Here is a 23,931-nt window from a genome sequence, read left to right as displayed (position 1 = left end):
CGACGATCAGATGGACGTTAAAGCGGATAGCAAATCGGGGAGAGATTTAAGCTAATGTGTACCCGCACCGTTTTCGTCATACCTATGCATGTCAGCTATTGGATAATGGAGCATCCTTAGAATTCATTCAAGGGATGCTAGGGCATGAAAAAGCATCGACCACTCAGATATATGCTCAGCTCCGTGGAGAGCGAAGACGCGAGCTATATCGACGGTTCTTTTAATGTCTTCAGGTCTAGGTAGCTAATTTGGATGGCTATCATGACTAAGCTAACGGGCAGGATAGCGTAGTGATTATCGACTTAAAGAGTAGTTATGTAAGGTTCGATAAAAATTGATTATACCTATTTATTACCAAATGGATTATAAAAAAATAGTATAATAATACTGTTAAGTTCGATGGCTGGCGATAGGGCTTTCATTCCGATTATCCTTTCTGCGTCTTTATAAGCACAGTACATGTTTTTCCTTATAGATATTATTTTTTCTCAATACAACATTGTGTTTACTTTATTCAATAGATTCTTTTTTGGAAATTCGAAATGTTATAACAAGAAATGAAAGAGGGAATTGCGTTGATTGAACATAGCAATCTTGAAGAATATCAAGATCCGGTAAATTACGATCTTGAATTTGACGGTGAAATGGACAAATATCAGTTCTATCTTGAGCTTGCTAGATCGAGTCCTGGGGAAGTGTTAGAACTTGCTTGTGGTACAGGCTTAACAACGATACCCCTGTCGAAAGCCGGCATAACGATGACCGGTGTAGATATCTCTTTAGCGATGCTCGCATATGCGCGGTTGAAGGCGGAAGGGTTGACTGTTACTTTTATGGAAGGCGATGCCCGTACCTTCGAATCGGACAAGCGATTTTCGATGATTTATTTGACTGGTAATGCATTTCAGGCATTCTTAAGTGATCAAGATCAAATCGATTTGCTCACGACCGTTCATAAACATTTACAACCCCATGGAATCTTTGCATTCGAGACCCGTAATCCGGAGGGAACGGATTTATCCGATCAAGAGGAGACAGAATGGGGATCATTTATTGATAAGGATGGGAATAACGTCAAGGTATCAGGCACACAATGTTACGATGCTAGCCAGCATATCATGCATTGGGTCACGATGCGTGATTGGGGGTATAAGCGAACGACTTCCCGAATTGCTTGTCGGTTCACGGATCAGGATACGCTGCATTCTTTATTAACCCGTCACGGCTTTCGCGTCGAACATCAATATGCTGACTGGGATAAAACACCGTTCTCTCCGTCATCTTCATCTATCATAAGCATTTGTAGGAAATGTTAGGAGAGACGTAATGCATTGCAATAGAAAAAATCCCCTCAGGTCGAGGGGATTTTTGGTGAACCTAAGTTTAGCATACTTCTCGCATTAATAATTCAATCGGTCCGCGGGACATTCGTTTTCTCCACCCATGCGAGAAGATAACGGCTAATATAAAAGATAGGAATCCGTACCCCATAGCTCTTGTCCTTTAACGATATAACCCAGTACCGTTTACGCCTTAAGCCTCTCGGGTTCATAGATACACAAACGTTATCGGAAATTCTTGTAAAGAATGACAAAAAAATTGTTGGAGAGGTGTTATGCAAAAGAAGATAATAGTTGGTTGAATCTATCACGCTCCTCCAAAAAAGGGCAATGGCCGCTGTATTGGAATGAAACTAATTGCGAATTTTTAATCAGCTTATTTGTTTCCTGAGCTTGGATAAACGGAACGACTTTATCATGAATTCCATGAATAATTAATGTGGGCACATCGATCTGTCCAAGATCGTTGTAAACATTCTCGTCTCTTAGCGTGACCATAATGGCGGAAGTCGACCAATTCGCAGCTTGTAAACCCATTAGAAAGAACCATTCAGATTTCGGTTCAGAAATGTACTGAAAGAAAAAAATCTCCGTTTGGTTTTGCAGCATTTTTGGACGGTCATTGTTTGTTTCTTCAATGATTTTATTCGTAAACTCTTTTGGAACGCTTGATGGAGACGCAGCGTCGATCAGGACGAGTTTAGATACCCCGTACCCTTTGTAACGAGCCATATAACGAATCGAGATCGCGCCTCCAGTAGAGTGTCCTGCCAGTGTTATGTTTTTTAGCTGTAACGCTTCGATGACCATACGAAGATCATCTGCTAATCTATCGAAACTGTAACCGTCGAATGGTTTATCCGAATTGCCGTATCCTCTCCAGTCCATTCCGATACAACGATATCCGAGCTTAGGAAGGAAATTGAACTGATATTCGAACTGGTTATGGTTTAGCGGCCATCCATGAATAAAAAGTATCGTTTTATTTCCCTTCGGATTGATGTCCTCTATAAATACTTTTACGCCCGGTTCCACAGTAACGAAGTATCCCAAGTGTATCGCCTCATTTTTTTTAAATGTACTTCCCCATTAAGATATTCGCCCTAGTCAAGGTGAATGCCTAATTTCGGCGTCAAATTGGGTTTAGATAGTGTAGAGATTTCTGAGGAATAACTTGAGTGAAACTTGGCTGCTAGCACCATCGGCAGTCCTTTTTTCAACTAACAGGCAGATTAACGTAGTAGAGTAAAAAGATTAGAGTATCTCGAAATGCCCTAATTTTGGTAAAATAGTGATAGCAAATCATCCGCGAGCATGTAGAAGTCTCGGATCTCTTAATCCTTATCAGGCATAGTGCCAGAGGCGTAATCGCCTATCGGAAAGAAGATTATTTGTTGATGATAAGAGATTATTTAGATAGAACGGATAAGTTTTCTATGACAAACCGCGAATTTGAAATGATGTTGAACCCCTATTTCGAAATAGAAAAGAAAGATGATTTAGGTGGAATGATAGAGTATTTCATGATTTGTAAAAAGTAAAATTTTAGGGATGAAGTGAACTTAATAACTGTCGATATTTGAGTTTCGAAGTATACTACATATTTACCTTATTCTGTTACAAGATTGAAGTAGCAATGTATATTTTCGCTTTCAAGTCGTAAAAAGGAGCTGGACTTATGTACAAAATATTTATTGTCGAGGATGATGCTAAAATCTCCAACCTGCTGCACTCGTACATGTCCAAATACGGATTCGAAGCGATGGAGGTAGTCGATTTCAATCATGTGCTGGAGGAGTTTCAGGAATATGGAGCGGATCTGGTGTTACTCGATATCAACCTACCTAAGTATGACGGCTTCTACTGGTGTCGACAAATCCGTACACATTCACATTGTCCCATCTTATTTGTATCTGCTCGGGAAAGTGAGATGGATCAGGTGATGGCGCTGGAGAACGGGGCGGATGACTATATTACCAAACCCTTCCATTATGAGGTCGTCATGGCCAAAATACGCAGCCATTTGCGCAGAGCTTACGGAGCTTACGCTTCAACCCAGGAAGAGAAGAGGCTGGAATCCGGCGAGCTAATCCTGTATCCCGAGCGTTACATCGTAAGCTACGCAGGACATGGAACCGAGCTGACTGTGAAAGAAAGCCAGTTGCTAGAGGCGCTTATTCTGAAGCAGGGAAGGGCAGTGAGCAGGGAGAAGCTGCTGGATCTGATGTGGGAAGATCATCATTTTATCGATGACAACACCTTAAATGTGTACATTACAAGGCTGCGCAAAAAGCTGAAGGAACTTGGCTCAGAGGATCGTGTAGAAACGGTTCGGGGAGTGGGCTACAAGCTTGCGGTAAGGCGGGAGGATTTGCAATGAAGCTGTTCTGGAAGGAGCATGTACCTCTGCTGCTGTTTTATTCGGTTCAAGTTTCATTAGTTCCTTTACTTTATTGGCTTGCCGGAGAGGGACGGCCTTTTTCGATCGTCTTATACGGCTTCCTACTAAGCACCGTTGTACTTGCATTATATTTGATTTACCACTACTATCAGCACCGGGAGCTGTATCGGCGCTTGGAAGAACCGCTTGCTGCGCAGGAGGAAATGCTCCAGCCTATGGATGAGGCGCCGATATCCGTTGCGGTTCATGAGCTGCTGCGCAGTTACGACCTGTATTTCAAGGCCCAGCTGCAACAGCAACAAAGGGGAAACGAACAGCATCTCGTTTTCATGAACCGTTGGGTGCATCAGATGAAAACGCCGATCTCCGTTATTCAACTGCTGTTGCAGGAGTTGGAGGAGTCGGCTGCCGACAGCATCCAGGAGGAGCTTGACCGGCTGAGCAAAGGACTGGAAATGGTTTTATACACCGCCAGACTCGACCGTTTCGAGCATGATTTCTCGGTAGAAGCCGTGGAGCTGCGTCAGATCGTCAATCAGGTTGTATCCAGCAACCGCAAGCTGTTTATCAGTAAGGGAATTACCCCATTGCTCCAAATCAGAGAGGGTTTGAAGGTGTATTCAGACGCGAAATGGCTGCGATTTTTGTTGGATCAAATTGTCGTTAATGCCTTGAACTACACCGTCGGGACTGGCAAAATGATTTCGATTTCAGCGGAAGAGCTGGGCAATTCGTGTAAACTGACCGTACAGGATCAAGGTATCGGGATTGTTAAAGAGGATTTAAACCGTGTGTTTCATCCTTACTACACAGGGGAACGTGGGAGACAATATTACGAATCTACCGGAATGGGCTTATATTTGGTTAAAGAGGTGTGCGGACGACTCGGACACGAGGTTACGCTGCAATCAAAGCTGGGAGCAGGTACGACCGTAACCCTGTTGTTTTAGCATCGTACATAGTTTTTTGCGACATATTTTATGAAAGAAATCCTGACAGGAACAATTAAGGGGTGAACCCCCTTTTATTAGGTTTAAGAAGATTACCCGACCGTCACATGGCAGGAAAAGAAGTGCAGGAAGCTTTGATTGTACCTGCACTTCTTTTCCTGTCTGATTAGTAGAACGAGAACGTAATGTATTTGAGCAGACCACCGAACATAAAGACGAACATAAACTTAACTGTGATGTAAGCTATAGTTAAGGTAAATCGATAGTTTCCACTCCGCTAATAAGGTACATTAATAGAGAAAAAAACCATGACCCGTATCTTTGAAAGGAATGAAAGCATGAGCATTTTGCAAGTGAAAGCTCTTAATAAAGTATATCCTGGAAAAGTCGTGACACATGCATTAACGGATATACATCTGACCATCGAGCAAGGAGAGTTTGTAGGTATCATGGGACCGTCAGGCAGCGGAAAAACAACACTACTTCATATGGTTTCCACGATTGATGAGCCCAGCTCCGGCGAGGTGCTAATTAACGGTAGCAATCCTTTTCAGTTAAGAACAAAGGAACTGGCATTATTTCGTCGTCGGCAGCTTGGCTTTGTATTCCAGGATTTTAATCTGATGGACACCCTTACTGTCGCAGAAAATATTGTTCTTCCGCTGACGCTGGACAACTATCGCCTGTCGGAGATGGAAGAGAGATTGGGACAAATTGCCGAGCGTTTGAACATTACATCGATATTAAACAAACGGACATATGAAATATCTGGTGGGCAGCGCCAGCGGACTGCCATAGCCAGGGCGGTGATCGCGACCCCATCGTTGCTGCTCGCAGACGAGCCCACAGGAGCGCTGGATTCAACCTCTTCGAAAGTTGTCATGGAATCGCTGGCCGACATCAATGAACAGCAGGGCACTACGCTGATGCTGGTCACTCATGACCCGTTCGCAGCCAGCTACTGTCATCGGATTGTGTTTATTAAGGATGGGCGTTTGGCTGCGGAAATTCACCGTGGGGAGAATCGTCAAACCTTTTTCCAGAAAATCATCGATACTCTGTCTTTCTGGGGAGGGAATATGAATGAATTTTCCTCAGTTCGCGTTTAATAATGTCAGAAGAAACGGCCGTGCTTACATGGCTTATCTATTAAGCAGCGCATTTATGGTGATGATTTTTTTTACGTTTGCCGTCTTCATTTATCATCCTGAGATTCGGCAGGCGCCGATGGGCGTAATGACATTAATCTGCATGCAGGTTGCCGCATACGTGGTGTTTATTTTTGCGATCTTTTTTGTGCTCTACTCGATCAGCGCTTTTTTGAAGTCCCGCAATAAAGAGTTTGGGATTTTAATGATGCTGGGCGCACAGGCAGGACAAATTAATGGCCTGATTTTTTTGGAAAATATGATCATCGGTACAGTTTCCATCGTCACTGGAATCGCAGGCGGGCTGCTATTGTCCAAGCTGTTTTTGTTGTTCAGTACAAAAATGATCGATATTAGCGAGCTGGACTTTTATTGGCCAGTGAAGGCAATTGTACTGACGGCGAGCTGCTTTGTTGCTTTATTTATGGCGATATCGCTATTTACGCTGCTATTTATTCGCAAAAACCGGGTGCTGGAGCTTTTGAAGGGAAACAGCAGGCCGAAGCGGGAGCCAAAAGCTTCGATTTGGCTTTCCATATTGGGCACGATTTTGCTGACTATTAGTTTTGTGGTCCTTGGCAAAGACACTCTATCTCCGAAAGTTCTGAGTATCGCCGCTTTGTCCGGCATTTCCGGCACCTATTTCTTTTACTCGCAGCTGTCAATTCTCATCATTCGTGTGCTCAAACGAAATCGAAAGCGTGTATGGCGCGGCACTAATTTGCTGTGGATTTCCGAGATCTGCTATAAGCTTAAGGATAATGCCAGAATGCTGTTTCTGGTGACGGTTGTTTCTTCGATCGCTTGCATAAGCGCAGGCTTTGTACTCGCCGTTGATCAAGACAACAAGCAGCAGTTTATGAACAATAAATTTGCTTTAAGCTATGACGTATATCAGCCAGAGCATATTGATGCGGAGCTGGCGACTATTGAGCAGTCTTTGCAGGAGACGGGCATCGCTTTTGAGCGGTATCGGATAGACACTATTCTCGCCGAGCTGCAGAATTATGCCCACGACCCAACAACTGGGAGCGATGTAGAGTTTGTTCGGGCAAGTCAGTTTAAAGAACTGGCAATTTTGTTGGAGTTACCGCCACTAGAGAATCTATCGAAGCAAACGGCTGTGGCAGTTTATCCAGGTTCAAAACGTTTACCAAGGCAACTATTAAAGTTTGAGGGAACCGAGTCCAGCATTACAATATTGCAGGAAATCAGCATACCCCAGATGGGCGGTGTTAGTAATGCAGGGGTTATGCTCATTGTTGAAGATGCTTTCTTTACCCAATTAACAGCAGCTGAATTCCCTACCAGACCAAAGTATCTCTATTATGTACCTTCCTGGACTAAGCCTCCCTCACAGCAAGACGAGCAATCACAGATCGGCACAGAACTGTACGCGTGGAATCAGAAGCAAATGGACAAGGCCCGGGGCAGCGTTCCAGGCTGTCCAAATTGTGCTAATTTTTTGACGGTTCGTTCCGACAAATACTGGAGCACGAAAAATACGACGTCAGTGTTCAGCTTTATCGGGATTTTTATCGCCTTGATCTTCTCGATTTCGACGGCAAGCTTTTTGTACTTCAAGCTTCATACTGAGCTATCCGCCGACAGCCGAACGTACCATGCACTTTCCAAGATCGGGTTAAGCAGCAGAGAAATGAGCGCGGCGGCTACGAAGCAAATTGCTTTTATCTTTTATATTCCGATTCCGATATCCACGATACAAACGCTTGTGGTTTTGAAACCTGTGCTGGGATATATGAAGGTCTCTTATGTCAATACGGCTACTCTTACCGTAGCGCTGGCTTTTCTGGTCGCCCAGACCGTCTACTTTATCATTGCGAGATCGCGTTATGTAACAGCTTTGCAGAAAATAATGGTATAAAGAGTTTAATGTACTTGAAAGAATAAAACTCAAAATTACTCATCATGCATGAAGGAGAATTCAACTTTTCCTGAAAACAAAAATGGATTGAGGAATTTCCTCAATCCATTTTTATTAACGAATCTTAAAATACGCTGCGTACTAGTCCTCCGTCAATCCGCAAGGCAGAACCATTAATGGCCGAGGAGAGAGGGCTACTTAAGAAGGTAACAAAATTGGCTATTTCTTCTGGCCGTATAAACCTTTGAATGATAGATGTTGGCCGATTCTCATACATAAATCGTTTCTCAGCTTCTTCTACTGTCAAGTTTTCATTAGGATAAAGCGTATTTAGCATCGACTCCACTCCTTCAGTATACGTGGAACCAGGCATAACAGTGTTGACCGTTACTTTCGTTCCATGAGCCAGTTCGGCTAAACTGCGGGAAACTGAGAGCTGCATCGTTTTGGTTGCACTATAATGAGCCATTTCTTGCGAAGGCATGATGGCCGCCTCGCTAGCAATAAAGATAACTCGTCCTTCATTAATCTGAATCATTCGGTTCAGGTAATGACGGGAGAGACGAACACCACTCATAATGTTCGTCTCGAAGAATCTAAACCAATCTTCATCCGGAATATCGAAAAATTCGGCTGGTTTGAATATACCGAGGTTATTAATCAAAATATCAATGTCAGGGAAATGTTCAATCACCTGTTGACATCCTTGCTCTGTTCCTAGATCCGCGACTGCAGCTTTGAGTTTAGCGCCAGCATGCTGGTCTTGAATCTCCTTGATCGTGCTCATCACTTTATCTTTGTGACGGCCATTAATAAGTACGTTAACACCTTCTGCCGCTAATGATGCGGCGATCGCTTTTCCGATTCCGGCTGTTGACCCCGTAACAAGCGCTGTTTTTCCTTTTAAATGAAGTTGCATGTGTGATCCTCCCAGAATTTAAATATGAGTAAGTAACTATAAGTTACTATTTCCAAGGTTTAATTATTTGATTATAAGATTCTTTTCAGAGAATCTAATTTCTAGTTCCGGCATCAAGCGTTCTAACTCCCCAGTACGTCTTGTTTTCTTCGTTAAATAACAGAGAATAACAACCTTCCACTTTCCAGCAATGACCTCTAAGGCTGCTTCTACAGGAATATTATATTTAATCATATTAAATTCCTCTCTTAGAATCATAAGTTGATTCAAGTTCTTTACACACGGATATCTTGTGGTGGGAAATGCGACAATCCATATACTCCTAGTTCATGATTGACCTCTTGGCGAGCAATCATTGGTGTTCCCATTTGATAATTTTCTAATGGAATATGGAGACTAAGTGTTAATTCGCCTTCATTGAAGCTTGTTTGATAAGTTTGATGATACTCAAACATGTGAATTTTACCTTCATTACTTTATAAGCAAGCCAAGTATTTAGATACCTGACTTTGTTGCTGATTTGTTATGCCTTTGATTCATGACTCCTTCTAAAGTTTAATTAATCTGAATTAATGATGTTAACTACCTTAACTACCATCAACTTCATGATCGCAATTATAATCCCATTAAATTGTTCTGATAAGTACGTACTTTTAAGGTATATAGGTACTTTTAGGTGCCTATTATTCTAGTAAATATAGAAATCTAGATGAATTAGGATGATTAAAAATAGAAGGGGGTGTTAGTAGACAAAAGGCACTTTGAAGTGCCTATAGTACAAAAAAGTACGTACTTTTGTTTTGGTTGGTTCTAGAACATAATATAGCTGTGCCGACAAGGTTAGACAAAATATTTAACATGTTTAATTTATTCGGGTAGAACACTTTAATTAGGAGGAGTTTTTAATGATAAACAATTTGCAGGATACAGTAACTCTACACAATGGTGTGAAAATGCCGGGATTTGGCCTCGGAGTATTTAAAGTAGAAGAGGGTCCGGAATTAGTTAATGCCGTTAAATTTGCTATCAAGCATGGTTACCGTAGTATCGATACAGCAGCGATTTACGGAAATGAAGAAGGGGTAGGGCAAGGTATCCGTGAAGGACTGCAAGCTGCAGGTATTTCACGAGAAGATTTATTTGTCACTTCAAAAGTATGGAATGCTGATTTAGGATATGAATCGACTATCGCAGCATATGAAACAAGCCTCAAGAAACTTGGGCTAGAGTATCTGGATCTTTATCTTATTCACTGGCCTGTTGAAGGAAAATACAAAGAAGCTTGGCGTGCACTTGAAACCCTTTATAAAGAAGGACGAGTTAAAGCGATCGGGGTAAGTAATTTCCAAATTCACCATCTTGAAGACTTAATGAAAGACGCAGAAATTAAACCGGTGATCATCCAGGTGGAATGTCACCCACGTTTAACTCAAAAAGAGCTTCAAGCATTTTGTAAAGAGCATGGCATCCAAATGGAAGCTTGGTCTCCATTAATGCAAGGTGAGTTATTAAATAACGAAGTTTTGAGCACAATTGCCGCGAAGTATAATAAATCTGTAGCCCAAGTAATTTTACGCTGGGATGTACAGCATGGCATGATTACGATTCCAAAATCAACCAAAGAACATCGTATTGTCGAAAATTCCTCTATCTTTAACTTTGCTCTAACAGAAGAAGATATGAAACAAATTGATGAATTGAATCAAAATCACCGTGTAGGTCCAGACCCTGATAATTTTGATTTTTAATATAGAGATAAGCAGTAACAGCCAAGCGCTTTATTAAAGAAGCCTTGGCTGTTTTTATAATTGGTATCTGGGCTAACAGAAAGGAGTAGGCGTTTATCGCTACTCCTTTTTTCGTATAATTCGGTTGTTTGCTGCATGTTATCGTTGCTTTTGGGAACCATGGGATATGGTTATATATTGTATATTAGAGTTGAAGTGGGCAGAACATATGGAAGTACTCAAAATCGGAATGATCATAGATTCTGCAAGGAGGAACGCTAAATGCAGCAACGTACAAAGACACCATCACAAAAAAATAGTAGCCATGATCATCATCACTCGTTGTTTGGTGCACATACCGAATTGATTTTTTCTATTATATCGGGGGTATTACTTGCAATTGGCTACATCTTAGGCTTAACTCTACAAAACCCTAAATATTTATCTTTAACCTTTTATATAGTAGCTTATTTCTTTGGTGGTTTCTTTACAGCTAAGGAAGCATGGGAGTCGCTAAGTAAAAAACATTTTGAAATCGACTTTTTGATGCTCTTGGCCGCCATTGGCGCCGGATTTCTCGGAGAGTGGGCGGAAGGTGCCTTGTTATTATTCCTTTTCAGTCTTGGACATGCCCTGGAGCACTATGCCATGAACAAAGCGCGTAAATCTATTGCTGCGCTCGCGGACGTAGCTCCCAAAATAGCGATTGTCAAAAGAGGAGATCATACAGAAGAAATACCGATTGAGGAATTATACATAGGGGACATCATCATTGTTAAGCCGAACAGCACAATTTCAGCAGACGGTATTGTAATCAGGGGAAACAGCAGTGTCAACCAAGCCCCGATTACAGGCGAGAGTGTCCCGGTAGACAAACGCCAGGTCAGCGATCCTTCTACTGACTATCATGATTTTTCTAAGATCCCTCCAGAACATAAGGTTTATTCCGGAACGATCAACGGTACCAGTGTTCTTGAAGTGAAGGTAATCAAAGAAGCTGATGATTCCACATTAGCCAGACTAATTAAACTCGTCAATGAATCAGAATCGCTAAAATCACCTACCCAACAATTTACCAATAGATTCGAGAAGATCTTCGTTCCCTGCGTGTTAGTTCTAGTGGTATTGCTGTTATTTGCCTTTCTTGTCCTGAACGAAACATTCTCAGACAGCTTCTATAGAGCTATGGCAGTTCTTGTTGCTGCAAGTCCTTGTGCCCTTGCGATTTCCACGCCTAGTGCAGTGCTTAGCGGAATTGCCAGAGCTGCCAAAGGTGGTGTTCTCATTAAAGGCGGCGGACCGCTTGAAGAACTCGGTGGACTCACTGCGCTTGCTTTTGATAAGACAGGAACGCTTACAGAGGGCAAACCAAAACTGACCGAAGTCATTCCTTATGGGAATACGGATTCCAAGGAGCTTCTCTTGGTTGCCGCAGCAGTCGAAAAGTTAAGTGATCATCCGTTAGCGGTCGCTGTCGTAAAAGGAGCGCAAGAACGCCTGGGTTCTGTGGAGACAGAAGGGGCGGGGCGGTTAGAGTCAGTGACAGGCCGGGGTGTTAAAGCAGAATGGAAGGGAGAAGAAGTGGTTATCGGTAACAGAGGTCTTTTTGAAGATGAATTGAGGGTACCACTTCCCGCAGAAATAGAAACTGATTTACAAAAGCTTGAGCAAGAGGGTAACACCGTGATGATCATTAGAAAAGGGAATGAGTTTTTGGGTCTAATTGGGCTGATGGATACCCCTAAAACTGATGCCAAAGAGGTCATTTCCAAGTTAAAGTCCATAGGAATGAAACAGATTATAATGATTACTGGCGATAATCAGCAAGTAGCCGATGCAGTGGCCAATAAGATCGGTTTGACCGATGCATGGGGCGGTCTACTTCCGGAGGATAAGGTAGAAGCCATTCAAAAGCTTAAGCAGCGTGAGCAAAAAGTAGCGATGATCGGTGATGGTGTGAATGATGCACCTGCCATGGCCAGAAGTACGGTAGGGATTGCGATGGGCGCCGCCGGTTCCGATGTAGCTTTGGAAACGGCAGACATTGCCCTGATGTCCGATCAATTACGAACCCTTCCCTTTGCGATTGGGCTTAGTCGTAAGAGCAAGATCATTATTAAGCAAAACTTATGGGTCAGCCTTGGGGTCACAGCCATCTTGATTCCTGCCACTATATTCGGTATTGCTGGGATTAGATCAGCAGTATTGATACATGAGGGATCCACCTTATTGGTTGTCTTTAATGCCCTGCGGTTACTTGCCTTTAAAACGGAATAACTTTTCTTGAATCCATTATTCCTACATATTATTGACAACAGCAAGAAACGAGGAATATACTATATATGAACAAGTGATCATATATAGTTTTACTCAAAAAGGTGGAATAATTATATGGAAACCAGTAATTCTGCGGTTAAACGAAAATTGGTATTGGAAGGTCTAGACTGTGCAAACTGTGCTATGAAAATCGAGGACGGTGTCCAGAAGATTGATGGGGTTTCGGCTTGCTCGGTGAATTTTGTCAACAAAACGTTGACCATGGAGATATCGTCAAACCGTTCGGATGACATTCTCGAGCAAACGAAGAAAAAAATTCGTACACTTGAGCCTGGTATAAAAGTAATGGAATACGGAGCGTCGGGATCGCAGACGGGAAGCCACAAGGGAGGATCTGCAAATCATAATCACTCCCATAACCATGATCACGGAGCTGAAGCGGATGATGATGGGCACGGACATTCCCATGATCATGGGGCGAACGGCGTTAAAATTATGGTAGCCCGTTTGATTGCAGGTCTTGTCGTCGGTGCAGCAGCGTTTGCACTACCCCTGAGCCAAGAACTAGAGCTGATCTTATTTATTATATCGTATCTGATCGTGGGCGGGGACATTGTTCTTAAAGCGCTGAAGAACATTGTAAGAGGTCAAGTGTTCGATGAATATTTCTTAATGTCGATCGCGACTGTTGGTGCATTTTTGATTGGCGAGTATCCAGAAGGCGTAGCTGTTATGCTCTTTTACCAAGTTGGTGAGCTGTTCCAGAGCATTGCCGTCAACCGTTCGCGGAAGTCGATCAGCGCGTTGATGGATATTCGACCGGACTTTGCTAATTTGAAAACAGGCGATGAGACAAAACGTGTGAGTCCTGAGGAAGTGCAGATTGGTGATTTGATTATCGTGCGGCCTGGTGAGAAGGTACCTCTTGACGGTAAAATAATCGAAGGAAATTCAGCAATGGATACCTCGGCGTTGACCGGTGAGTCCGTGCCGCGTGAAGTATCAAAGGGTGATGATGTACTCAGTGGATTCATCAACAAAAACGGGGTTCTGACAATCGAGGTCTCTAAGATATTTGGGGAGTCTACTGTTGCCAAAATTTTGGACCTAGTGGAGAACGCAAGCAGTAAAAAAGCACCTACGGAAAACTTTATTACGAAGTTTGCTCGTTACTATACACCGTTTGTCGTCATTGTAGCTGCATTGTTGGCTGTTCTGCCTCCGCTACTCTTCAGCGGTGCTACTTTCTCAGATTGGGTCTACCGGGCATTAGTGTTTCTGGTTATTTCTTGCCCTTGTGCCTTGGTCGTATCGATTCCACTCGGCTTCTTCGGTGGTATCGGTGCTTCCTCCAAGAACGGTGTCCTGATCAAGGGCAGCAATTACCTGGAAGCGTTGAATGACGTTAAGTACGTCGTATTTGATAAGACAGGAACGCTGACTAAAGGTGAATTTAAGGTAAATGGGATTTATCCGCAAAACGGATGGACCGAACAAGAATTGTTGCGTCAGGCAGCTTTTGCTGAAATGCATTCCACCCATCCGATTGCAGAGTCCATTCGGGAAGCTTATGGACAGGAAATGAATGAAGATCTGCTATCGAATTACAACGAAATATCAGGACATGGCATCCAGGTTATGTTCGAGGGTAGAGAAGTGCTGGCAGGGAATGCGAAGCTCATGAAGCAAGAAAATATTTACTTCGCTCCGCCAACTGAGCTGGGTACCATCGTGCATATTGCGATCGACAAACAGTATGCCGGATATTTGGTTATTGCTGACGAGGTGAAAGAAGACTCGGCACAGGCGATCCGTTCACTGAAAAATCTAGGCGTGAAGAAGATTGTCATGTTAACGGGCGACATCAAAGCAGTGGGTGAAGCGGTCGGTAGAAAATTAGGTGTAGACGAAGTTCGAACAGAACTATTGCCACAACATAAGGTTGAAGAGCTCGAGAAGATCGACCGTCAAAAATCGAGCAAAGAAAAGATCGTGTTCGTTGGTGACGGCATTAATGACACGCCGGTCTTGGCCAGAGCTGATATTGGTGTGGCCATGGGTGGCCTTGGATCCGATGCGGCAATTGAAGCTGCGGATATCGTCATTATGACCGACGAGCCTTCTAAGCTGGCTTCCGCGATCCATATTGCGAAGAGAACTCGGCGCATCGTATGGCAGAACATCCTGTTTGCACTGATCGTCAAAGCGATCTTCCTGCTGCTTGGAGCATTTGGAATTGCAACGATGTGGGAAGCGGTGTTCTCCGATGTAGGTGTCACCCTGCTCGCTGTACTGAATGCTATGCGTGTATTGAAGATTAAACCTAATGTAATATAAGTGAATTGTGGTTTAAACAATCGCTTGGAATGAACAAGGACTGTCCCAAACCGTTGATAACGGTGGGACAGTCCTTGTTTTTTTCATAAGATGTATGCTCCATTCAGCAGCCAAGAAGCGGTAAGATTCGCATCATCCGTGATTGGTGTGCTGGAGTGTTTGTAGAAAAATTTGTTCGATATGAGCGTCGTCGAGTGAGTAATAGACCGTTTTTCCAACCTTACGCCTTTTAACGATTCTAAGGTTGCGCAAATAGCGTAGCTGGTGCGAAATGGCCGATTGCCCCATTTCAAGAAGTACTGTCAGGTCGTGCACGCACAGCTCCCTTTTTAAAAGGGCGCTAATGATTTTGACGCGTGTCGGATCGCTGAAAGCCTTGAACCAATCAGCAAATTGAACCGCTGCATGATCATCGATGAGCTCTGCCTTGATCGCATCCAAATCTGCGGTCGTGCCCGGGCAGCTCGTATCGCATTCTTCCACCGTATTTATGGACTGTGTCATTGACTATCACCCTTCTATAACGCGTTTGTATCATTATATCAAAAAAGAAGGATTAAACGAAATTATTACAATTAAGAAATAATCAAATATTTTATAGGCGATAGATGTGAATGTAAATGTCGATCATGGCTTATGCCTATCCAGTAATATTGCATATATTATTATCATAGCAGCATTATTGATTTGAATAATATTGCAATAGTGGGATTAATTCCTTGTCAAAAGACATTATGGTATGATGAATTTGATGATAATAGGAGGAAGCAAAGGAGAGGTAAATATGTCAAAACCGACGGAATATTCGGAATCAGGGAGCCCAATCTATCGATATAGCGATAGAAATAATGAATGGCGGGCGCCAGTGCATGGGGAAGAACAATGGGTTGAGAAAATCGAAGGCCACGTTCGCCAGTATATTGGGGAAATCGATTCCGTTTTCCACGAAATCATTTCAGATGTCGTTCATATTGACGTCCATATTATCTCACCGACTCCCGAACGCAATTATTATACTTTATTTACAACAGGCATGAGCTTTTTACCTATGAATACGCCAGAAGAAGCAGAAGGCTACGAATATGCAGAATTGATGATTTGCTTACCGCCGGATTGGCGGATTTCGCAAGAAGATTTAGAAAATCCAGATTACTATTGGCCTATTCGATGGTTGAAAATGTTAGCCCGTTTTCCCCATGACTACAATACTTGGTTAGGTTGGGAGCATACAATGCCAAATGGAGATCCTGCCGAACCGCTATCGCAGCAAACCGAAATGAGTGGAATCATTTTGCTGCCCCCCCTTGAGGTGAACGAAGATTTTCTGTCGCTAGAGATGGATGATGGACGGACCGTTCATTTCTATTCTATTCTCCCTCTCTATTCGGAAGAAATGGACTTCAAATTGAAGCACGGCAGCGATCCTCTGTTAGATAAGTTCGAAGAATACGGCATTAACGAGATTATCGATCTAAAAAGGTGCAATACGTGCAAGGCTGACTAGAGAAATTGTGTGGAAGGTGGACTATGACTAAAATAATTAGTGAATTTATGATTTGGGCTAGGGAAAACGGTTGGGATGTAACCCAAAAATCAAGCTTTCAATTAAATTTAAATGGTAGCATTAAATCTAGATATATAGAAATTCCTAATGAATATTTAGATTTTTTAAGTGTGGTTAAACATTGTATTTCACCCAATGAGAAGACTTGGTTTATTTGTGAGGATGAGTTCAATAATAGCTCCGATATTGCATTTAAATGGAATGAATATGAATTACTCAGCTTAGAAGCGGCAATGGATGACGTAATTTGGAAATCGGAGATAACGACGTGGTGGGATAGTTATTTGCCAATAGTTATGTCAGTTCATGATGGATATTCCTTTTATGCGATAGATTTATCAAATGATAAAGGTGCTATTGTACGTGGTTATGAGCCTGAATTCGAAGAAGTTGAAAAAGTAGCAGATTCGCTAGATCAATTTTTGGAATTAATGATGTCGAATTCATTAGAGCTCCAGAGTTCCAGTGATAAATAAATGTAACACAAAGCACTTTGATGAAAGTTTATTTACTCTTGATCCAAAAGCTCAAGAAGTGCAGGAGGCAGATATGGTAGATAAAAGACACCTTGTGTATTTCAAAGAACTCTTGGAGGGGAATGCTGATATTTCTTTTAAGGCATATCTTTCAAAACATGAAGATTCTTTGCGTAAGCAATTTTCTCCGGCAAGATTTGCAAGACTAAAGTTCAAGTCAATAGAAGAAATCATCAAGATTCTTGACGAAGAAAAAGTATTTTACTCAATTAATGATCAGGCTATAAGAAACGAAAAATATTTGGCTAACTTTCATCCGGATGCATTGAATGAAAAAGGCAGGCTCAAGGAAGGATTCAAAGACTCCCTATTCAATGGACTTGTACATGATTTTAAAACCAAAGGCAAAGATGCAGTCTTAACCCTCCATCAATACATCGATTACCCTAACAGCATGAATCATAGAAAAAATATAGAAAAACTCGAAGATATCGAATATTTCGCAGAAATGGAATTATGCCTAGGAGATACTGAACTTGGCCTCTTTATACTGAAAATGCTAGCATCGATCGAGAGTCAGTTTTCCGAAGTGGATGATATTGTCTTGAGAGCAAAAGAAGCTATCATGAAGCACCAATCACCCTAAATAACTTCATAGAATTACTATTAGAACATGGAGGACTTTGCTGATGGATGTGCAAATCAATAGAGAGTCAAGCCGAGAAAAGATTCTGAATTTCGATATCAGAAGAACCCTTATTCTGAATGTATATATTAAAGAATGGTCTATGCCAGAATATAGAGTCATTATGACTAAACCGGAGATTGGCCTATATATTGAGATATATTATTTCCCATCAAATAGTGATAAAATTCCTGCAAGATTCGCAACCGTTGGCCTATCGAATTCCATTCGAAAAACAAGTAAACCTACTGAGACGGAATGGATGCTAGCTATAAAATCCGATTTGGGACAAGAAAGCATTGATCGCATATTCTCTTATTTCTGCGACCTGATTGCCCATAATATTGAAAATATACAATCTTCCGAAGTACCACGAGTAATGACGGAGAGTGCACTCGCACCAGAGAACTGGACTACAAAAGCCCTCTTGGTTGATGAATTAAGGGGAGAAAGTGAGGATTTAGAAGAAATAAAAATAGGTGAAGAAATCATTAGTGTCTTATGGGTTGTACCCATTACGAATAATGAAGCACATATAATTTTACATGAAGGCATAGATGCATTTGATGATTACATAGAAAACCTTCAGCATTCAATAATAGATCCCACACGTCCCTATTAATTACGGTTCAATAATATTAAGTTTGCCTTACGCAATTTGGTGATAGCAGGTTCAATAAGGCCGCTGCTAATATTTTTGGCATAGCAGGTCTCGCCATTGCGGCATTCACCCGCATTGGAGGAGCGAAGGATAAGATAATCGTTCGTGGAGGTGCTGCCGGATTTTATCCATTTCAACACCCTTCACAATGGGCAATGCTATTGACTGAGCTGCAATTACCATTAATAAATATGCCTGGCCAGTTAGCTGGTCTGCGGTTATGTCTCGACATACCAGAAATATAAATAAGGTTCATGTAGAATAATGAAATTTTAATGAAAGGAAAACAATGCATGAACAACAATATTTTCAAATTCATTCCTATTAGTCAACTCGCAGATAAGTTTCCGGAAGGTTCATGGTGGTCAAAATTTTACCAGGATTTTAGTGATGAGCAACTTGCCGCTTATTATGAAGGGGATTTGATTCTGCCTTCTCTTAATTTGGATTGGGAGGAGCCTTTTCCGGAACAAAAAGAGGTAATTATCATTTTTATTGAAGGAAATTTTGCTGTAGACAATCTCTATAATAAAGAGACAGATGGAGCCATAGGGCTTATGGTGACCGGTAATTTGAGTGCGAAAAATATGGCTGTAGGCGGGCAGGAAATATATGTTGCGGGCAATCTGATGATTGAGGAAATATTGTGTGGCTCCTATAATCATGGGGAAACGATTGTTAAAGGTGATCTTAGCGCTACGGTTTTAGTTCAGGATGACGAGTACAGAATCAACGTAGATGGGCAGAAATCGTTCCTCTGCATCGTAAATATGTGGGAGGGGGACGGAGTATTCCAAGAACTTCCGATAGGCATTCATGAGGTGCTGATTGATGAGGTTCTGGATATGGATGAGGAGGAAACAGAGTTTTCTTTTTGGACGCTGGTAAACGTTATTAGAGAAGGGCGTTCCGCATTAAAAGAAATAAATGGATCCAATGGATCCTTCACGAGAAAGGATGCTAGTCATTTATATTTTACCCATAATACGATTAATGAAGAAAATATATTGAAATTGACTCAATGCATTTTAATGCCGAATGACAAGAAGTCGTTTGATTTTCAGGAAGAAGACGTGTTTTTCAAAGTTCAACAGGAGCATATTGATGCTGATGGGGATGAGCGGGATCTCAGCGTTTATATGAACGATAACCGCCATCACTATTATATATGGGTGGAGCAAGATCATTCCGTCGGTTTGTTGAGGAGAACCGTGGATGAAGGGTCTGAGTGGGAGGACATTACAGAAGAGTCTCAGGAACAGCTAGAAGAGATTTGCGATTGCTGGCTTATGTTGTTGACCTGCGTTAATATGGCTGAGTATTATTTACGAAACATTGAGGTACAATATGTCCATGACATTTTGCAGCATCCTGTTATTCAAGAATTATCGTTGGATGAGGATGAGAATGAAGGGTTCTGGGACGGCTCAAAATGTTACAGCTTCCGCCAAGCGCATACGGATGAGGATGGAGACTATCTAAACGCTAGGATTGAAATTCTGACACCTGATGGAGCGTATTATTTCTATACACTCGACAATGAAACTTATGTTTCTCGGTATTATCAACCGCCAAATCAATATGGCAAACAGGATATGTCCTTGTTAGACCTGAGACGTTGGGAAGCCTCAGAGCAGTATTTTACAAGATTCAAACAATATCTGGCTCAAAAGATATGAACGAACTATATTTTATAGAATTTTGTTGCTCATCTATATCGCGTGACAAAGAAGGAGTTCGCTGATGCGGACTCCTTCTTTGTGCACGACCATTATGGTTTACAATCATGAAATGTACGGCAACAACGCCAAGATGAACTCATAAACGAAATAGATTGAAAATCCGATCAGTAGAACTCCTGCAATGACAGAGACGGCTCTAATCATTTTACGGCTCATGACCTTTCGTGTCACGGAAACGATAGATAGCAAGCCGAGATCATGGATAAGAATGCCGCTCAGCACACCAATCGCAGCACCTGCGAAATTCCATTTGTCAGAAGAAATGTACGACTCAGAAAGAACCGTTCCAAATACGGATACCCAGAAGACTAGATTACCAGGTGATACGGCCACCAGTAAGCCATTCCGATAAGTACTCCAGAATGATTTCTTTGTTTTTTCGTCTGCCGGTGTAATATCCTTGTCCGCGTTTTTAATAGAATCGTAACCTAGAAAAGCGAGAAATCCTGCGCCTACCATCCAAAGCGGAATCTGAATGAACGGAAGTGAGAGGAAGGAAGCAAATCCCAAAGACATCAAGACAATTAATGCAAAGTCGATCGTCATTCCGCCCAACCCAACAGCCCATCCATGGAGGAAACCATTTTTCAGACCTTGTTTGGTCATTTCGATAGTAATAGCTCCGACCGGTAGCGCAATGGCAAGACCGATCAGTAAGTACTTCAAATAAATATCCATGATATTTCCCTTCCAATATATGTACTTTTGAAAACACGTAACAACGATTTTAATATAATTCTTAAGCGAAGGCAAGACCGTCACATCTCGATCTGGCAGACAACTTCAATATCTTGGGACTTGATTTTTTATCAATATTGAATTATTATTGACCCATCAACCATTGACGGGTCAATGAATTGAAGGAGGTCTTTATCATCTCTACATGCCATACAAATGATCTGCTGTACTTGCTAATGCATTTGAACAAGCATATTGCGACCCGATTTGAACAATGTGCTGGAGTTAGTCCCAATCGACTCGAACTCCTTTGCAAACTAACAGGTGGCCAAATTAGCCAGTCGGAACTACAGAAAGCAGTGTCTATTGACCCAGCTGCGGTGACTCGTCATGTTCAGCAATTGGAAGCGGAAGGAATACTTCAGCGAACTAGGTGTGAGAGCGATAACCGGATTACATTAGTTCAGCTAACCGAAGAAGGCAAAAGTAAAGTAGCAATGTTTAAAACCGAGAAAGATCGATTTCTCGAGGAACTGCAGGTAAACCTCACGGAATCTGAACGACTTGGACTTATTCAAGCACTACAGAAGCTAAACAGCCAGATTCACCAAATGAAAGAAACAAGTAAGACCAATTCATAATAGAGATTAGGAGAGAAAAACATGACTGTAACTACCCTTAACAACAATTATAAAGAAATTATTACTTCTCGGCGCTCTGTACGCGTATACGATCCAGCGGTCAAAATTAGCCGTGAGGAAATGACGGAAATTTTGGAAGAAGCAACTTTAGCACCGTCATCGGTTAATCTTCAGCCTTGGAGATTTCTTGTCGTTGATAGCCCGGAAGGTAAATCGAAGCTTGAGGAGCTTGCACCAGGTAACAAAACACAAGTAACAACTTCCTCTGCAGTTATTGCTGTTTTCGCAGATATGAAAGCATTTGAAAATGCGGATGAAATTATGGGTACTGCTGTGGAAAAAGGGTATTTACCGCAAGAGATTAAAGATCAAATGATGGCTAACTACACGGATCTTTTTGGACGTATTCCAGCACAAGCTTTTCGCGAAATGATTCTTATTGACAGCGGTCTGGTATCCATGCAGCTTATGCTTTCTGCTCGCGCCCATGGATACGATACAAACCCAATTGGTGGATATGACAAATCTCGAATTGCGGATGCATTTGGTATGGAGAAGGAACGTTATGTTCCGGTTATGCTCATTTCTGTTGGTAAAGCTGCTAAAGAAGCACGCAGAACAACTCGTCTTCCTATTGACCGTATTGCTCAGTGGAAGTAAGGTTATGTCCATGATAATTATTCATGCATATTTGAAAGTAAACCCAGAAGTAGAAGCAGAGTTCCTCGAGTCTGTACAAGAACTTATTGAGTCATCCCGCGTGGAAGCAGGGAATGTGTCTTACAAGCTTCTGAAGGATACTGATCAGGATAACACATATCTTATGGTCGAACAGTGGAAAGACGAAGAAGCTGTAGGGGCTCACAATGCAAGCAGCCATTTTCAGGCGTTCGTAGCTAAAGCTCCAAGATACTTGACAGCTCCGTTACATGCTCAAGCTTTTATAGCTCAACCCATTAATAAATAATTAAAGATCGAAAAGTTTCATCTTCCGACTTGTCGGAGGGACAAAAACATATACACATAAGAAATTCGCGGAACAGTGATTCCGATATGTTAACAACGATGAACATGTTGATGAAATAAATCGGTTTGGAGCAGCACTTGATGCTGCTCTTTTTCATGTGTACTAGTTAAAACAAAGAACCTGTCCCCCTGTAGCTGTTGACGATTTTCTTCCAGTATTATACTTTTATATATGTGACACTTTAGACTAAGAACACTCGTTTTTCGACGAGGTGTTCTTTTTTTGTGGATTACAAGCGTTATCAAAAGATGTTGAAATTACGAGTTTCGTAAAAAAATTATTCAATTACTGAACCTTTTTCCCCGCAGGAGCGAATTAAGGGTTGTAACACGTTCAGGAGGGGCCCCTATGAATGATAAAGAATTACTTCCATGGCTTGAAAAAGCAACGCACGGCGACGAGTCTGCCTTTCAGCTTGTCTATGAGGCGACTCACCAAGACGTCTATCGGACGGTAGCTTTTCTCGTCTACAACAAACCAGACATTGAAGATATCGTGAATGAAGTTTACATGCACATGTGGCAGTCGTTTCTCATGTACGACCCGAATCGGTCATTCCGGTTCTGGTTGCACGGTATTACTGTCCGTTTAGTCCAAGATTGGAAAAGAAAGACCTGGCGACGAATCCGTCTTTTTGAACGAAACCGTCAAATGAATTGTGAACAGTTCAACTGGACGGATGATGTTGTCCTGCAGTCTGAAATGCAGCATGAACTGTTCAGCCTTGTCCGCCAATTGTCGTACAAACTACGTGTGGTCGTCATCCTGCGGTATTTTCACGACTATGCCCTGGAAGAAATCGCAGACTTGCTGCAAATTCCCGTTGGTACAGTGAAATCCAGGCATCATCTGGCACTGAAAGAACTCCGGAAACGTTTTGAAATGACGGGAGGGAACGCGTATGTCCATTGACAAGGAATTGCGTGAAGAGCTTAGTCAGGTAGCAGATTTGATGCATTGCCCACCCGAATTGTATGGTCGTGTAAAGCAGTCCTATCAACACTATGTGAATGAAAAGAGAGGTAGATCTCCCATGAAAAAGCGTTTACTCGCAGGTATTGCCGTAGTAGCGATCTTAATCCCGTCTGCCGTATTTGCTTCTTCCTATCTAGCCGATGATATATTCGGTTCCTCCGCAACCATAGAACAGCGCGGCGGTACACAGGAAGGTTATCAAGAGATTGAGGGAATGCTTCAAACAGCAAAAGGCAAGCTAACGGAAGACGAATACAAAGAGTTCATGACACAATTCAAGCAGTTGATACAATTAAAACTGAAGATCACCGATGAAAAAGGAGTCAAACATGAAGAGAATTTGACCATAGAGGAACAGCAGCAGTTTGAGCAGCTCACCTCCAAGCTAGCTCCTTACTTTGAGAAGATTAACGGAACTGCTAACCCGTAAAGAGAAATGAAGCAGGGACCCTTCCGATTTGGTTAGGGTCCCTGCTTCTCTTTTCTAGGGGGGTTGGG

Annotated in this window: 25 protein-coding genes and 1 pseudogene; 19 read left to right on the top strand and 7 right to left on the bottom strand. The window is 42.1% G+C overall.

What is annotated here, in order from left to right; genetic code table 11:
* The first annotated feature begins 56 nt into the window (after window positions 1–56).
* Together IEW05_RS26000 and IEW05_RS08980 are read left to right on the top strand one after the other, a co-directional pair.
* A complete protein-coding gene (locus IEW05_RS26000; protein WP_308420392.1) occupies window positions 57–224 on the top strand; it encodes a tyrosine-type recombinase/integrase in 168 nt (55 codons plus the stop codon).
* A 333-nt stretch (window positions 225–557) separates the two neighbouring features.
* Window positions 558–1,316, top strand: a complete 759-nt coding sequence (locus IEW05_RS08980) for a class I SAM-dependent DNA methyltransferase (protein ID WP_229753311.1) — start codon at window positions 558–560, stop codon at window positions 1,314–1,316.
* 67 nt (window positions 1,317–1,383) lie between these two features.
* Here the strand turns inward: IEW05_RS08980 and IEW05_RS26065 are convergent, their stop codons facing one another.
* Window positions 1,384–1,491 carry a DUF418 domain-containing protein gene (locus IEW05_RS26065; RefSeq protein ID WP_188537871.1) on the bottom strand — a complete coding sequence of 36 codons (108 nt, stop codon included), beginning with the start codon at window positions 1,489–1,491 and terminating at the stop codon, window positions 1,384–1,386.
* Window positions 1,492–1,613: 122 nt separating this feature from the next.
* Window positions 1,614–2,393 (bottom strand): alpha/beta fold hydrolase, encoded by a 780-nt coding sequence (locus IEW05_RS08970; RefSeq protein WP_188537869.1) that lies wholly within the window; start codon window positions 2,391–2,393, stop codon window positions 1,614–1,616.
* Between the two features lie 625 nt (window positions 2,394–3,018).
* On the opposite strand from IEW05_RS08970, the gene IEW05_RS08965 reads away from it, so the two are divergent.
* The 4 genes from IEW05_RS08965 to IEW05_RS08950 all read left to right on the top strand — a co-directional run bounded on the left by IEW05_RS08965 (window position 3,019) and on the right by IEW05_RS08950 (window position 7,724).
* Entirely contained in the window at window positions 3,019–3,720 is a 702-nt protein-coding gene (locus IEW05_RS08965; RefSeq protein WP_188537867.1) for a response regulator transcription factor, read from the top strand.
* A complete protein-coding gene (locus IEW05_RS08960; RefSeq protein WP_188537865.1) occupies window positions 3,717–4,691 on the top strand; it encodes a sensor histidine kinase in 975 nt (324 codons plus the stop codon). The genes IEW05_RS08965 and IEW05_RS08960 overlap by 4 nt, the downstream gene beginning before the upstream one ends.
* A gap of 338 nt (window positions 4,692–5,029) precedes the next feature.
* Window positions 5,030–5,800, top strand: coding sequence for an ABC transporter ATP-binding protein (locus tag IEW05_RS08955; protein ID WP_188537863.1), 771 nt, complete (start codon window positions 5,030–5,032; stop codon window positions 5,798–5,800).
* The gene (locus IEW05_RS08950) at window positions 5,775–7,724 is read left to right on the top strand and encodes an FtsX-like permease family protein (RefSeq protein WP_188537862.1); all 1,950 of its coding nucleotides are present in this window, start codon (window positions 5,775–5,777) and stop codon (window positions 7,722–7,724) included. Before IEW05_RS08955 ends, IEW05_RS08950 begins: the two co-directional genes overlap by 26 nt.
* A 124-nt stretch (window positions 7,725–7,848) precedes the next feature.
* Here IEW05_RS08950 and IEW05_RS08945 read toward each other — a convergent pair whose 3' ends face one another.
* The 3 genes and pseudogenes from IEW05_RS08945 to IEW05_RS08935 all read right to left on the bottom strand — a co-directional run bounded on the left by IEW05_RS08945 (window position 7,849) and on the right by IEW05_RS08935 (window position 9,098).
* Window positions 7,849–8,643, bottom strand: coding sequence for an SDR family NAD(P)-dependent oxidoreductase (locus IEW05_RS08945; RefSeq protein ID WP_188537860.1), 795 nt, complete (start codon window positions 8,641–8,643; stop codon window positions 7,849–7,851).
* Between the two features lie 108 nt (window positions 8,644–8,751).
* A pseudogene (locus IEW05_RS08940) lies at window positions 8,752–8,877 on the bottom strand (winged helix-turn-helix transcriptional regulator); the annotation flags it as partial.
* Between the two features lie 41 nt (window positions 8,878–8,918).
* Window positions 8,919–9,098 (bottom strand): hypothetical protein, encoded by a 180-nt coding sequence (locus IEW05_RS08935; protein ID WP_188537858.1) that lies wholly within the window; start codon window positions 9,096–9,098, stop codon window positions 8,919–8,921.
* A 450-nt stretch (window positions 9,099–9,548) separates the two neighbouring features.
* Here IEW05_RS08935 and IEW05_RS08930 point away from each other — a divergent pair, with 450 nt between their 5' ends.
* From IEW05_RS08930 to IEW05_RS08920, 3 genes are all read left to right on the top strand, one after another.
* Window positions 9,549–10,391, top strand: a complete 843-nt coding sequence (locus tag IEW05_RS08930; protein ID WP_188537856.1) for an aldo/keto reductase — start codon at window positions 9,549–9,551, stop codon at window positions 10,389–10,391.
* A gap of 261 nt (window positions 10,392–10,652) precedes the next feature.
* Entirely contained in the window at window positions 10,653–12,647 is a 1,995-nt protein-coding gene (locus IEW05_RS08925) for a heavy metal translocating P-type ATPase (RefSeq protein ID WP_188537853.1), read from the top strand.
* A gap of 114 nt (window positions 12,648–12,761) precedes the next feature.
* On the top strand, window positions 12,762–14,984 hold the full coding sequence (locus tag IEW05_RS08920; RefSeq protein WP_188537851.1) for a heavy metal translocating P-type ATPase: 2,223 nt from the start codon (window positions 12,762–12,764) through the stop codon (window positions 14,982–14,984).
* Window positions 14,985–15,116: 132 nt separating this feature from the next.
* Here the strand turns inward: IEW05_RS08920 and IEW05_RS08915 are convergent, their stop codons facing one another.
* Window positions 15,117–15,488 (bottom strand): ArsR/SmtB family transcription factor, encoded by a 372-nt coding sequence (locus tag IEW05_RS08915; RefSeq protein ID WP_188537849.1) that lies wholly within the window; start codon window positions 15,486–15,488, stop codon window positions 15,117–15,119.
* Window positions 15,489–15,768: 280 nt separating this feature from the next.
* Between IEW05_RS08915 and IEW05_RS08910 the strand changes: the two genes are divergently transcribed.
* The 5 genes from IEW05_RS08910 to IEW05_RS08890 all read left to right on the top strand — a co-directional run bounded on the left by IEW05_RS08910 (window position 15,769) and on the right by IEW05_RS08890 (window position 20,049).
* A complete protein-coding gene (locus IEW05_RS08910; RefSeq protein WP_188537847.1) occupies window positions 15,769–16,488 on the top strand; it encodes a suppressor of fused domain protein in 720 nt (239 codons plus the stop codon).
* A gap of 23 nt (window positions 16,489–16,511) precedes the next feature.
* Window positions 16,512–17,024 (top strand): SMI1/KNR4 family protein, encoded by a 513-nt coding sequence (locus IEW05_RS08905; protein WP_188537845.1) that lies wholly within the window; start codon window positions 16,512–16,514, stop codon window positions 17,022–17,024.
* A 73-nt stretch (window positions 17,025–17,097) separates the two neighbouring features.
* On the top strand, window positions 17,098–17,670 hold the full coding sequence (locus IEW05_RS08900) for a hypothetical protein (protein WP_188537843.1): 573 nt from the start codon (window positions 17,098–17,100) through the stop codon (window positions 17,668–17,670).
* Window positions 17,671–17,713: 43 nt separating this feature from the next.
* Window positions 17,714–18,331, top strand: coding sequence for a suppressor of fused domain protein (locus IEW05_RS08895; protein WP_229753309.1), 618 nt, complete (start codon window positions 17,714–17,716; stop codon window positions 18,329–18,331).
* 332 nt (window positions 18,332–18,663) lie between these two features.
* Window positions 18,664–20,049 (top strand): hypothetical protein, encoded by a 1,386-nt coding sequence (locus tag IEW05_RS08890; RefSeq protein WP_188537841.1) that lies wholly within the window; start codon window positions 18,664–18,666, stop codon window positions 20,047–20,049.
* Window positions 20,050–20,154: 105 nt separating this feature from the next.
* Here IEW05_RS08890 and IEW05_RS08885 read toward each other — a convergent pair whose 3' ends face one another.
* A complete protein-coding gene (locus IEW05_RS08885; RefSeq protein WP_188537839.1) occupies window positions 20,155–20,790 on the bottom strand; it encodes a LysE family translocator in 636 nt (211 codons plus the stop codon).
* 236 nt (window positions 20,791–21,026) lie between these two features.
* Here IEW05_RS08885 and IEW05_RS08880 point away from each other — a divergent pair, with 236 nt between their 5' ends.
* The 5 genes from IEW05_RS08880 (at window position 21,027) to IEW05_RS08860 (ending at window position 23,863) form a co-directional block, all read left to right on the top strand.
* Entirely contained in the window at window positions 21,027–21,431 is a 405-nt protein-coding gene (locus tag IEW05_RS08880; RefSeq protein WP_229753308.1) for a MarR family winged helix-turn-helix transcriptional regulator, read from the top strand.
* Between the two features lie 21 nt (window positions 21,432–21,452).
* Entirely contained in the window at window positions 21,453–22,091 is a 639-nt protein-coding gene (locus tag IEW05_RS08875; protein WP_188537835.1) for a nitroreductase family protein, read from the top strand.
* A gap of 10 nt (window positions 22,092–22,101) precedes the next feature.
* Window positions 22,102–22,398, top strand: a complete 297-nt coding sequence (locus tag IEW05_RS08870; RefSeq protein WP_188540790.1) for a putative quinol monooxygenase — start codon at window positions 22,102–22,104, stop codon at window positions 22,396–22,398.
* A gap of 408 nt (window positions 22,399–22,806) precedes the next feature.
* Window positions 22,807–23,370, top strand: coding sequence for a sigma-70 family RNA polymerase sigma factor (locus IEW05_RS08865; protein ID WP_188537833.1), 564 nt, complete (start codon window positions 22,807–22,809; stop codon window positions 23,368–23,370).
* Window positions 23,360–23,863, top strand: coding sequence for a DUF3600 domain-containing protein (locus IEW05_RS08860; RefSeq protein WP_188537831.1), 504 nt, complete (start codon window positions 23,360–23,362; stop codon window positions 23,861–23,863). Before IEW05_RS08865 ends, IEW05_RS08860 begins: the two co-directional genes overlap by 11 nt.
* The last annotated feature ends 68 nt before the right edge of the window (window positions 23,864–23,931 follow it).

The organism is Paenibacillus segetis (assembly GCF_014639155.1).
GTDB lineage: Bacteria > Bacillota > Bacilli > Paenibacillales > Paenibacillaceae > Fontibacillus > Fontibacillus segetis.
This window is presented reverse-complemented; position numbering and strand designations above follow the sequence as displayed.